Source organism: Pseudomonas sp. BN417, assembly GCF_029871205.1.
Lineage (GTDB): Bacteria > Pseudomonadota > Gammaproteobacteria > Pseudomonadales > Pseudomonadaceae > Metapseudomonas.
The window spans coordinates 13,522-25,529 of the sequence record NZ_SSOJ01000015.1 but is presented as its reverse complement, the minus strand read 5'-3'; the positions used below and the strand labels follow the sequence as shown (position 1 = coordinate 25,529).

Annotated in this window: 12 protein-coding genes; 10 read left to right on the top strand and 2 right to left on the bottom strand. The window is 65.9% G+C overall.

Annotated features, from left to right (window positions below):
• The first annotated feature begins 14 nt into the window (after positions 1-14).
• From E8F11_RS00435 to E8F11_RS00395, 9 genes are all read left to right on the top strand, one after another.
• The gene (locus E8F11_RS00435; RefSeq protein ID WP_280286830.1) at positions 15-1,040 is read left to right on the top strand and encodes a PleD family two-component system response regulator; all 1,026 of its coding nucleotides are present in this window, start codon (positions 15-17) and stop codon (positions 1,038-1,040) included.
• 133 nt (positions 1,041-1,173) lie between these two features.
• Positions 1,174-2,269 (top strand): peptide chain release factor 2 gene (gene prfB / locus E8F11_RS00430; RefSeq protein ID WP_280286829.1). Its coding sequence is split into 2 segments (ribosomal slippage): positions 1,174-1,245 and positions 1,247-2,269, totalling 1,095 coding nucleotides; the frame shifts between segments, so codons are not numbered across the junction.
• Positions 2,270-2,322: 53 nt separating this feature from the next.
• Entirely contained in the window at positions 2,323-3,825 is a 1,503-nt protein-coding gene (gene lysS, locus E8F11_RS00425) for a lysine--tRNA ligase (protein ID WP_280286828.1), read from the top strand.
• 194 nt (positions 3,826-4,019) lie between these two features.
• Entirely contained in the window at positions 4,020-4,733 is a 714-nt protein-coding gene (locus E8F11_RS00420) for a TetR family transcriptional regulator (protein WP_280286827.1), read from the top strand.
• Between the two features lie 84 nt (positions 4,734-4,817).
• Positions 4,818-5,372, top strand: coding sequence for a hypothetical protein (locus E8F11_RS00415; RefSeq protein ID WP_280286826.1), 555 nt, complete (start codon positions 4,818-4,820; stop codon positions 5,370-5,372).
• A 4-nt stretch (positions 5,373-5,376) separates the two neighbouring features.
• The gene (locus E8F11_RS00410) at positions 5,377-6,672 is read left to right on the top strand and encodes a flavohemoglobin expression-modulating QEGLA motif protein (RefSeq protein ID WP_280286825.1); all 1,296 of its coding nucleotides are present in this window, start codon (positions 5,377-5,379) and stop codon (positions 6,670-6,672) included.
• Positions 6,673-6,793: 121 nt separating this feature from the next.
• Positions 6,794-7,687 carry an alpha/beta hydrolase gene (locus E8F11_RS00405; protein ID WP_280286823.1) on the top strand — a complete coding sequence of 298 codons (894 nt, stop codon included), beginning with the start codon at positions 6,794-6,796 and terminating at the stop codon, positions 7,685-7,687.
• Entirely contained in the window at positions 7,684-8,007 is a 324-nt protein-coding gene (locus E8F11_RS00400) for a hypothetical protein (RefSeq protein WP_280286822.1), read from the top strand. Before E8F11_RS00405 ends, E8F11_RS00400 begins: the two co-directional genes overlap by 4 nt.
• Before the next feature lie 32 nt (positions 8,008-8,039).
• Complete coding sequence (locus E8F11_RS00395) at positions 8,040-8,546, top strand: O-acetyl-ADP-ribose deacetylase (protein WP_280286821.1); 507 nt, start codon at positions 8,040-8,042, stop codon at positions 8,544-8,546.
• Positions 8,547-8,709: 163 nt separating this feature from the next.
• Here the strand turns inward: E8F11_RS00395 and E8F11_RS00390 are convergent, their stop codons facing one another.
• Positions 8,710-10,896: a heavy metal translocating P-type ATPase gene (locus E8F11_RS00390; RefSeq protein ID WP_280286820.1), complete on the bottom strand. Its 2,187-nt coding sequence runs from the start codon at positions 10,894-10,896 to the stop codon at positions 8,710-8,712.
• A gap of 75 nt (positions 10,897-10,971) precedes the next feature.
• On the opposite strand from E8F11_RS00390, the gene cadR reads away from it, so the two are divergent.
• Positions 10,972-11,439 (top strand): Cd(II)/Pb(II)-responsive transcriptional regulator, encoded by a 468-nt coding sequence (gene cadR, locus E8F11_RS00385; RefSeq protein ID WP_280286819.1) that lies wholly within the window; start codon positions 10,972-10,974, stop codon positions 11,437-11,439.
• Positions 11,440-11,465: 26 nt separating this feature from the next.
• On the opposite strand, the gene E8F11_RS00380 is transcribed toward cadR, so the two are convergent.
• A complete protein-coding gene (locus E8F11_RS00380) occupies positions 11,466-11,810 on the bottom strand; it encodes a pilin assembly protein (RefSeq protein WP_280286818.1) in 345 nt (114 codons plus the stop codon).
• Positions 11,811-12,008 lie beyond the last annotated feature (198 nt).

Below are 12,008 nucleotides of genomic sequence, written 5' to 3'. Positions count from 1 at the left end.
GCCCGGAGAGCGTTATGCAATACCCCTATCGCAGCCACACGGACATGACCACGGGCGAAGCCGCGGCGATGGTCCTGCTGGTCGATGACCAGGCCATGATCGGTGAGGCGGTGCGCCGCGCGCTGGTCACGGTGCCGGGCATCGACTTCCATTTCTGCGCCGACCCGCTGCAGGCCGTCGCCGTGGCGCTGCAAGTCAAGCCGACGGTCATCCTCCAGGACCTGGTGATGCCCGGCGTCGATGGCCTCAGCCTGCTGGCCGAGTACCGCGCCGTGCCCGCGTTGCGCGACGTGCCGATCATCGTCCTGTCGACCAAGGAAGAGCCCGCGGTGAAGAGCGCCGCCTTCGCCGCCGGGGCCAACGACTACCTGGTCAAGCTGCCCGATGCCATCGAACTGGTGGCGCGTATCCGCTACCACTCGCGTTCCTTCGTTGCGCTGCAGCAGCGTGACGAGGCCTATCGCGCCCTGCGCGAAAGCCAGCAGCAGCTGCTGGAAACCAACCTGGTGCTGCAGCGCCTGATGAACTCCGACGGCCTCACCGGCCTGTCCAACCGCCGCCATTTCGACGAGTACATGGACATGGAATGGCGCCGTGCCCTGCGCGAGCAGAGCGAGCTGTCTCTGCTGATGATCGACGTCGATCATTTCAAGAGCTTCAACGACAGTTTCGGCCATGTGGCGGGCGATGACGCCCTGCGCCGGGTGGCCGAGGGCATACGCGCCGCCTGCAGCCGTTCCACCGACCTGGCCGCGCGCTACGGCGGCGAGGAGTTCGCCATGGTGCTGCCGGGAACCTCGGCCGGCGGCGCGCGCCTCTTGGCCGAGAAGGTGCGACGCAGCATCGAGGCACTGGCCATTCCCCACGACATGCCGGCGCCCGGTTCGGCGCTGAGCGTCAGCATTGGCGTCGCGACACTCACGCCCAGGGCCGGCCAGGCCTCCCTGGTGCTGGTGGACATGGCGGACCAGGGGCTCTACCAGGCGAAGAACAATGGCCGCAACCAGGTGGCCATGGTGGCGCCCGATCCCGCACCTTGAGGCACCGCGCGGCGCCGGCCCGTCCGTGCGTCGCCCTGTCCGGGCAATTCTTGGCTGGCATGCTGCCGGCATCCGGTGACTCGGGTATACTCGCCGGCTTTTCCGAAAGTTTTGCCAGCGAGAGCTTCCCGCCATGGAAATCAACCCGATCCTGAACAGCATCAAGGACCTCTCCGACCGCACCCTGTCTATTCGGGGGTATCTTTGACTACGATCAAAAGCATGATCGTCTCGTCGAAGTAAACCGCGAACTCGAAGACCCGAACGTCTGGAACAACCCAGAATACGCCCAGAACCTGGGCCGCGAGCGCTCCCAGCTGGCGCAGATCGTCGAGACCCTGGACGACCTGAACGGCGGCCTCGCCGACTCCCGTGACCTGCTGGACATGGCGGTCGAGGAGAACGACGAAGGCGCGGTGAACGACGTCGCCACCGAAGTCGAGCGCCTGCGCGAGATCCTCGAGAAGCTGGAATTCCGTCGCATGTTCAGCGGCGAGATGGACATGAACAACGCCTACCTGGACATCCAGGCCGGCTCCGGCGGCACCGAGGCCCAGGATTGGGCCAACATGCTGCTGCGCATGTACCTGCGCTGGGCCGACAAGCGCGGCTTCGACGCCACCATCATCGAACTGTCCGAAGGCGAAGTCGCCGGCATCAAGGGCGCCACTGTCCATGTGAAGGGCGAGTACGCCTTCGGCTGGCTGCGCACCGAGATCGGCGTGCACCGCCTGGTGCGCAAGAGCCCCTTCGACTCCGGCAACCGTCGCCACACCTCCTTCACCGCGGTGTTCGTCTCCCCCGAGATCGACGACAACATCGAGATCGAGATCAACCCGGCGGACCTGCGCATCGACACCTACCGCTCCTCCGGCGCGGGCGGTCAGCACGTGAACACCACCGACTCCGCGGTGCGTATCACCCACGTGCCGACCAACACCGTGGTGGCGTGCCAGAACGAACGCTCTCAGCACGCCAACAAGGACACCGCCATGAAGATGCTGCGGGCCAAGTTGTACGAGCAGGAGATGCAGAAACGCACTGCCGCGTCCCAGGCCCTGGAAGACACCAAGTCCGATATCGGCTGGGGCCATCAGATTCGCTCCTACGTACTCGACCAGTCGCGGATCAAGGACCTGCGCACCGGCGTCGAGCGCAGCGACTGCGACAAGGTGCTGGACGGCGACCTGGACGAATACCTGGAAGCCAGCCTCAAGCAGGGGCTGTAAACCGCACCCGCACGTAACCCATTTGATTTAGACGCCAGGCAGATAGAAAGACCATGAGCGACCAAGAACTCGACCTTCACGAACTGCAACAGGAAGAAAACAAGCTGATCGCCCAGCGCAAGGAAAAGCTTGCCGCCGTGCGTGAGCAGGGCAATGCCTTCCCGAATGACTTCCGCCGCGAGAACTACTGCGCGGACCTGCAGAAACAGTACGTCGACAAGACCAAGGAAGAGCTGGAAGCCGCGGCCATCCCGGTCAAGGTCGCCGGTCGCATCATGCTCAACCGTGGCGCCTTCATGGTGATCCAGGACATGACCGGACGCATCCAGGTCTACGTCAACCGCAAGACCCTGCCGGCCGAGACCCTGGAAGCGGTCAAGCACTGGGACCTGGGCGACATCATCGCCGCCGAGGGCACCCTGGCCCGTTCCGGCAAGGGCGACCTGTACGTCGAGATGACCAACGTCCGCCTGCTGACCAAGTCGCTGCGCCCGCTGCCGGACAAGCACCACGGCCTGACCGACACCGAACAGCGCTACCGCCAGCGCTACGTCGACCTGATCGTCAACGAGGAAGTGCGCGACACCTTCCGCGTGCGCACCCGGATCATCAGCCACATCCGCAAGTTCCTCGCCGAGCGCGACTTCCTCGAAGTGGAAACGCCGATGCTGCAGACCATCCCCGGTGGCGCCGCGGCCAAGCCCTTCCAGACCCACCACAACGCCCTGGACATGGCCATGTTCCTGCGCATCGCGCCGGAGCTGTACCTCAAGCGCCTGGTGGTCGGTGGCTTCGAGAAGGTCTTCGAGATCAACCGCAACTTCCGTAACGAAGGCGTTTCGACCCGGCACAACCCCGAGTTCACCATGCTCGAGTTCTACCAGGCCTACGCCGACTACGAAGACAACATGGACCTGACCGAGGAGCTGTTCCGCGAACTGGCGCAGATGGTCCTGGGGACTACCGACGTGCCGTACGGCGACAAGGTGTTCCACTTCGGCGAGCCCTTCGCACGCCTCTCGGTGTTCGACTCGATCCTCAAGTTCAATCCGGACATCCTTGAGGCCGACCTCAAGGACCTCGACAAGGCCCGCGAAATCGCCAAGAAAGCCGGTGCCAAGGTGCTCGGCTTCGAAGGCCTGGGCAAGCTGCAGGTGATGATTTTCGAGGAGCTGGTGGAGCACAAGCTGGAGCAGCCGACCTTCATCACCAAGTACCCCTTCGAAGTCTCGCCGCTGGCTCGCCGCAACGACGAGGACCCGAGCGTCACCGACCGCTTCGAGCTGTTCATCGGCGGCCGCGAGATCGCCAACGCCTACTCCGAGCTGAATGACGCCGAGGACCAGGCCGAACGCTTCATGCAGCAGGTCAAGGACAAGGACGCCGGCGACGACGAGGCCATGCACTTCGACGCCGACTTCGTCCGCGCCCTGGAGTACGGCATGCCGCCGACCGCCGGCGAAGGCATCGGTATCGACCGACTTGTGATGCTGCTCACCAATTCGCCGTCTATTCGTGATGTCATCCTCTTCCCGCACATGCGGCCCGAGGCTTGACGCAGGAGTGAGAAAACCGCCTTCGGGCGGTTTTTTCTTGGGCGGCGCGCGGCGATCGAACCTTTCGCCGGCGACGATGCTCCTAGAAGGCGCTCTTCAAGGTCGATAGAGCCTTTTCCTGCCTGCTCCGGCATTGATTAGCCGGATATATGGTCAACACTTTTACCTTGAGTGAGTTCGGAGGGTTTCCTGACTTGAGCCAGACGTCCCGTAGTGACAGCGCCGCCCGCGTGGCCAGTGCGGTAGCCGAAAGCGTGAAGTACCAGGGCCGCAAGGCCAGCCGCCAGGGCAGCGAGCAGCGCCGCCAGGCGATCCTCGACGCTGCCATGCGCATCATCGTCCGCGATGGCGTGCGCGCCGTGCGCCACCGCGCGGTGGCCGCCGAGGCCCAGGTGCCGCTATCGGCCACCACCTATTACTTCAAGGACATCAACGACCTCATCACCGACACTTTCGCCCAGTTCGTCGAGCGTAGCTCGGCGGTCATGGCGGCCTTCTGGGCCAGCGTGGAGGACGACCTCCAGGCCATGGCCGTGGCCCTCAGCCGCGACGGCGACTCGCGCCGGGCGATGACCGACCAGATCGTCGAACTGGCGATCCAGTACGTGCGCAGCCAGCTGCAGGAGAACCGCGACCAGCTGATGGCCGAGCAGGCCTTCCGCCAGGAAGCGCTGCTCAACGCCGGGCTGCGTAACCTGGCTGACGCACACAGGCGGATACTCTCTCAGGGCGCGGAGCATTTCTTCCAGGTCCTGGGGTCGGCCGAGCCGGGCGAGGATGCCAAGGTGTTGACGGCTGTCATTCTGCGGATGGAATATCAGGGCCTTCTCGACGGGGTGGAAAACCTCGACATCGACGAGATGCGAGCCGTCCTGAAACGCTACCTTTACCTGGTGATGGGACTCTAGGCGCGTAGATCGAACCCCGCCGTGCCGGCGGCTGCTTCACGTGGCCGGCCAGGCGGGGTTTTTCGTTATCACAAGGAGAGCGAGATGAAAGTCTGGCGTGCGGTGGTTGCCCTGTCCTTCCTGCTGTTGGGCGGCTGCCTGGTCACCTTCAAGGATCCGATCCCGGCCAACGAGCCGGCTCCCATGCCCCTTCTCGGAGACTGGACCCGCAAGGACGAGTGGGGCGAGCGGCAGTACCTGGAGGTCAGCCGCGCAGGCTCCAACCTGTACAAGGCGCGCAGCTTCGAGGGCAGCAAGGACAACCTGGAGGACATGCAGGAGTTCGGTTTCACCGTCGCCCACCATGGCCGCCGCTGGTACCTGTCCGCCGGCGTTCCGAAGAGGCTCGGCAACAACTTCGCCATCGCCGGTTTCGAGCTGACCACCGACAACGAGCTGGTGGTCTACAACCTGGATATCGAGCGTATCGAGCAGGAGCTGGAGCAGGGCAACCTGCAGGGCGAGGTGGTGGAGATGGCCGAAGGCGACGGCGTGCTCATCACCAGTCCGCTGGACACCGTGTTCACCTGGCTCGACGATCCGGCCAACTCCGATGTCTTCGTCGAAGTGGCGCGTTACCAGCGCGCTGCCGAGGAGTGATCCTTTGACCCGCCGCAAGCTGCCCGACGATTACCAGAAGACCATCCGCGCGCTGTCCGACCGCATCGTCCAAGCGCAGACGCCGATCCGCGTGCTGGATGCGGTGAAATGGGACGACAGCGTCCGCCAGGCCTTTCTCAAGCACAAGGGCAAGGCCATGCCCGAGGTGGATCGCGCCTATTACGAAAGCCGGCCGCTGGCCTTCGATTCCGCGGAGAAGAAGCTCGAGTTCCAGAACATCGAGCGCGACATCACCCGCCACCTGGGCCAGTTCAACCCGGTGGGGCAGATCATGCGGCGCATGTGCAAGGAATACCGCATGGTGATCCGCATGCTGGAAGCGCGCGGCACCTCGGACTTCGGGCTGATTTCCCAGGAGCTCTACGGCGCGGCTTCCGACGCCTTCCACGCCGGCGACCCGACCCTGGCCGACCTCGGCCTGATGCTCTTCGACTACCTGAACAACATCGCCCACCGCGGCGACCTCAAGGACGAACCGAAGACCCTGACCGCCAAGGACGCGGTGGACATGCTGCAGAGCCGCCTGAGCGCGGTGTTCGGTGAGGGCGACGACACCATCCGGGTGTTCGAGTCCGACGGCATAGTCGCCGACGCCGCCGCCGGTGCCGATTACATCAAGATCCGCGCCGACGCCATGTTCAACGAGCGCGACGTGCGCGCCCTGGAAGTCCACGAAGGTCTGGTGCACGTGGGCACCACCCTGAACGGCCAGAACCAGCCGATCTGCACCTTCCTCTCCAAGGGGCCGCCGTCCTCCACCGTGACCCAGGAAGGCCTGGCTATCCTGATGGAGGTGATCGCCTTCGCCTCCTACCCGACCCGCCTGCGCAAGCTGACCAATCGCACCCGCGCCATCCACATGGCGGAGGAGGGCGCCGACTTCCTCGAGGTCTACCACTTCTACCGGGAGCAGGGTTACAGCATGGAAGAGAGCTACGGCAGCGCCAGCCGCGCCTTCCGTGGCTCGGTCCCAGCCGGGTTGCCCTTCACCAAGGACCTGTCCTACCTCAAGGGTTTCATCCTGATCTACAACTACATCCAGCTCGCCGTGCGCAAGGGCAAGCTGGAACAGATCCCCCTGTTGTTCTGCGGCAAGACCACCCTGGAAGACACCCGCACCCTGCGCCAGCTGGTGGACGAAGGCCTGGTGGTGCCGCCCAAGTACCTGCCTCCGCAGTTCCGCGACCTCAACGCCCTGTCGGCCTGGATGTGCTTCTCCAACTTCCTCAACCACCTGAGCCTGGAGCGCATCGAGGCGGATTACGCAAATATCCTCTGACGGCCCCCTTCGGGGCGCTTGGCGAATGAATTCGCCCCTACAAGCCAGCACGAAACCTGTAGGGGCGAATTCATTCGCCAACCAGCCCGCAGGGCTGGCCTGTGATGTTTTCAGGAAGGAAATGCACATGCCCGGTTCCCGCCTCCTGCTGTTCCTCTTTGCGCTTCTGCTGCAAGGCTGCAGCGCACTGCTCTTCTACCCCGACCGCCATGTGCCCTTCACCCCGGAACAGGTCAAGCTCGAATACCGCGACATCGACCTGACCGCCGCCGACGGCACCCGCCTGCACGCCTGGTGGCTGCCGGCCAAACCGGGCGTCGAGGTGAAGGGCACGGTGCTGCACCTGCACGGCAACGGCGGGAATGTCGCCACCCATCTGGGCGGCAGCTGGTGGCTGCCCGCCCAGGGCTATCAGGTGCTGCTGCTGGATTACCGTGGCTATGGCCGCTCCCAGGGCTCGCCCAGCCTGCCGGCGCTGTACCAGGACATCGACGCCGCCTTCGCCTGGCTCGACCAGGCGCCCGAAGTGCAGGGCAAGCCGCGGATAGTGCTTGGCCAGAGCATCGGCGGCGCCCTGGCGGTGCACTATCTGGCCGAGCACCCGGAGCGCCGCGCCCAGCTCCGGGCCCTGGTACTGGACGGCGTGCCGGCCAGCTACCGCGAGGTGGCCCAATACAGCCTGTCCAACGCCTGGGTGACCTGGCCGCTGCAAGTGCCGCTGTCCTGGCTGGTGCCCGACGGTGACAGCGCCATCCGCGCCATTGGCAAGCTGAAAGGGTTGCCCATGCTGATCTACCACAGCGTCGACGATCCGGTGGTGCCCCTTTCCAATGGCGTGCGCTTGTATCAAGCTGCGCCCCCGCCGCGGGTGTTCCAGCCGGTCCGCGGTGGCCATGTGCAGACCTTCGCTGACCCTACCTGGCGGAAAGTGATGCTGCTCTACCTCGAAGACCCGACCGGCTTCGTCGGGCTGCGTCGGCTGGCCGAAGTCCCGAATACAGAGAGTCCCCAATGAGCGAACGCAACCCCATTCCGCTGATCCTCACCGGCATCGGCAGCATCGTCGGCACCGTGATGGTGCTCTGGTACTACGGCTACCTGCACTTCGCCAAACCCGAGGACGCCCTGCTGCTGTCCGACTTCACCATGTTGAAGACCATGCCGGGCGAGGACTACAAGGTTTCCCTGGAACCCGCTGCCCAGGTCGCCCAGTGCATCGACGGTGTGCTGGTGCTGTTCGACACCCAACAGAAGGGCCTGACCGGCGTGCTGGTGGACAACAGAAAGAAGGCCGTGCGCTGCATTGGTCAGGAGACCCCGCAAGAAGTGAAATAACGGACTAGTTTCCTGGGGTGGAGGTACCTGGCATGGACATTCGAATCTGGCAGGGCGACATCACCACTCTGGAGGTGGACGCCATCGTCAATGCCGCCAACTCCTCGCTGCTCGGCGGCGGTGGAGTGGACGGCGCCATCCACCGCGCCGCCGGCCCCGAACTGCTGGCCCACTGCCGCACCCTGGGCGGCTGCCCCACGGGCGAGGCGCGCATCACTCCCGGCTTCCGCCTGCCGGTGCGCTTCGTGATCCACACCGTGGGTCCGGTCTGGCACGGCGGCAGCCACCGCGAACCCGAGCTGCTCGCCGGCTGCTATCGCAACAGCCTGGCCCTGGCCGAGGCCGAGGGGTTGGCGAGCATCGCCTTTCCCGCCATCAGCTGCGGGGTCTATGGCTATCCGCTGGAAGAGGCGGCGCGAATCGCTGTGGAAGAGCTCAGGCGGCCAAGACCGGCGGGTAGCAGCCTGCGCGAGGCGCTGTTGGTGGCCTTTGGGGAGGAGATGGTGAGGGTTTATCAGAAGGTGGTGGCGGAGGGTTGAGCGCAAGCCGACCTTCCCTCACCCCCGGCCTCTCTCCCTGAAGGGAGAGGGGTGACGCGCGTCTGGCGCAATGTGCCAAACCTGCACGGACTGCCCCCTCTCCCTCTGGGAGAGGGTTGGGGTGAGGGAAGCGTCCGCCGCTCGGTCTCTCCCCGGGGCCGGGTTATCGCAACGACTTCGGCGACAACAGCCGCATACCGTTGAACACCACCAGCAGGCTCGCCCCCATATCGGCGAACACTGCCATCCACAGGGTGCCTTCGCCCATCAGGGTCAGCGCCAGGAACACCGCCTTGATGCCCAGCGCCAGGCTGATGTTCTGCATCAGCACGGCGTGGGTGCGGCGGGACAGGCGGATGAATTGCGGCAGCTTGCGCAGGTCGTCGTCCATCAGCGCCACGCCGGCGGTTTCAATGGCGGTGTCGGTACCGGCGGCGCCCATGGCGAAGCCGATATCGGCGCGGGCCAGGGCCGGGGCGTCGTTGATGCCGTCGCCGACCATGCCCACGGCAGCGTCGCCGGCCTGGCGCCGGACGATATCCGCCAGCTTGTCCTCGGGGAGCAGGTTGCCGCGGGCCTCGTCGATGCCCACCTGGGCGGCGATGGCCTGCACCGTGTGGGGATTGTCGCCGCTCAGCATCAGGGTCTTCACCCCCAGGTCGTGGAGCTGGAGGACTGCTTCACGGCTGCTGTCGCGCACCGTATCGGCTACGGCGAACAGGGCCAGCACCGCGCTTTCCCCGCACAGGGCCACCACTGTCTTGCCCTGGGCTTCCAGGGTGTCCAGGCGGGCTTCCAGCGCCGGTGAGCAGAGTCCCAGCTCCTCGATCAGCCGGTGATTGCCCAGGTGGTAATTACGGCCCTCGATCAGGCCGGTGACACCTCGGCCGGGCAGGGCGGCCAGGCGATCCACGGCGTAGAGGGCGATGCCGTCGGCTTCGGCGGCGCGGGCCACGGCCTGGGACACCGGATGGTCCGAGCGGGCCGCCAGGCTGGCGGCCAGGGCACGGGCATCGCGCTCATCCACCTGCAGCAGCTCGACGTCGGTCTGCTGCGGGCGGCCCTCGGTCAGTGTGCCGGTCTTGTCCAGCGCCACCCAGGCCAGCTTGCGGCCGAGTTCGAGGAAGACCCCGCCCTTGATCAGGATGCCGCCGCGGGCCGCCGCCGCCAGGCCGCTGACGATGGTCACCGGGGTGGAGATCACCAGGGCGCAGGGGCAGGCGATCACCAGCAGCACCAGGGCACGGTACAGCCAGTCCAGCCAGGCGCCATCGAACAGCAGGGGCGGCAGCAGGGCGGTGAACACGGCGATCAGGATCACCACCGGCGTGTAGATGCGCGAGAACTGGTCGACGAAGCGCTGTGTAGGCGCCCGCGAGCCCTGGGCCGCCTCCACCGCGTGGATGATGCGCGCCAGGGTGCTGTCGCCGGCCGCGCGGGTGGCGCGGTATTCCAGCTCGCCCTCGCCATTGATGGTGCCGGCGAAGAGCGGGTCGCCCAGGTCCTTCTCCACCGGCAGGCTTTCGCCGGTGATGGGCGCCTGGTTGACGCTGGAGCTGCCGTTCAGTACCTCGCCATCCAGTGCGATGCGCTCGCCGGGGCGCACCCGTACGCGGGTGCCGGGTTGCACCTGGCGGGCCGGACGCTCGCGCCACTGGCCGTCCTCGAATACCGTCGCCTGTTCGGGGGCGAGCTGCAGCAGGCCGCGTATGGCGTCCCGCGCCCGTTCCAGGGAGCGCGCCTCGATCAGCTCGGCAATGGCGAAAAGCACGCTGACCATGGCCGCTTCCGGCCACTGGCCGATCAGCAGGGCGCCGGTAACGGCGATGCTCATCAGCGCGTTGATGTTCAGGTTGCGGTTCTTCAGGGCGATCCAGCCCTTGCGATAGGTGGGCAGTCCGGCGCCGAGGATGGCCAGTATCGCCAGGCCGGCGACCATCCACTCGGGCACGAGCCCGAACCATTCGCAGGCTTCCGCCGCCAGGGCGGCGAGGCCGGCCAGGGCCAGCGGCCACCAGGGTTTCTTCACGTCGGCCGGCGCGCTCGCCGGGGCGCCTTCGGCCAGGGGCACGGCCTGCATGCCCAGGCCCTCGATCAGGCGTTGCAGCGGCTCCAGGTCGTCGAAACGGTGGCGCACCCGCAGCAGGCGCTGCATGAGGTTGAACTCCAGCGCCTCGATGGCCGGGACCTTGCCCAGCGCATCGCGGATCAGGCGCTCCTCGGTAGGGCAGTCCATGGCGTCGATGCGCAGGCTGCTCCAGCGGGGCTCGGCGGTGGCGGCGACACCCGCAAGGTCCGGCGTGGCGGACCGGGGCGCGTGGTCATGGTCGTGGCAGCAATGGTTGCTCATGGGTCAATTCCTGTTTGACGCTTCGAGCTGCATTGCACACCCTGTAGCAACTACAGAGTCAAGGGGAGTCTGGCAATGAAGATCGGCGAACTGGCCACACTCACCGGTTGCCCGGTGGAAACCATCCGCTACTACGAACGCGAAGGCCTGCTGCCCGAGCCCTCGCGCAGCGCGGGCAACTACCGGCAATACGATGAGGCCCATGTGGAGCGGCTGTCCTTCATCCGCCACTGCCGCTCGCTGGACATGACCCAGGAAGAAATCCGCGCCCTGCTGGCCCTGCGCGATCGGCCCGAGGCCGATTGCGGCTCCGCCAACCGGTTGATCGAGGAGCACCTGCACCACGTGGAGGTGCGCATCGCCGAGCTGCAGTCCCTGCGCAGCCAGCTCCAGGACCTGCGCGCGCAGTGCAGCGGCGAGGGCGCCAGCGAGGCCTGCGGTATCCTCCGCGAGCTGCAGCAGCCGGGGTCGCCGCCGGTGGCCAGCGAAGCGTGCGCGCACGCAGGCCACCTTCACGTACCGGGTGTGCATCGGCGGGGGTGAGCTGGCAAGCGCTCGCAGAACCCGTTTCAGTGGTTGGTGTTGTCGCGCTGATCGCTCAGTTGCTGCAGGTAACGGCGCGAAAGGGCGAGGAAACGCGGCGTCGGGCCTATGTCCTCATAGAGCGGGTCTCCCTGCTCATCGGTGGCGACCACCTGGCTGCCCTTTACGTAGGGGAAGCTGGCTTCCAGCTCTTCCAGGGCGGAGCCCACCAGTTCGCCGATCAGTTCCTCGACGCTGCGCTTGGGATACATCTCGGCAAGCGCGGCGAGGCGGGCGGCGGACTCCAGGTCCAGGTGAATGCTGTATTGGCTGCGGGTCAGGCGACCCTTGGCGTTCTGCTCCCAATGGCGAACCAGATCTCGGATCTTCATAGACACCTCATCCTCTTCCCACGTGGTGGTGGGTGACTGCGAAGCACCGGGCGGTCTCTGCCGCCCGGGAGTCGTCATTCGTGATGGCGGCTAATCTTCAGACTAGCTTGCGGCTGGGCATGGATACGCCGTTCGTCGCGCCCTTGTAACTGGATGGCGCTCTCGGCAATCTGGAAGCCGCATACAGCTATGGAGGCA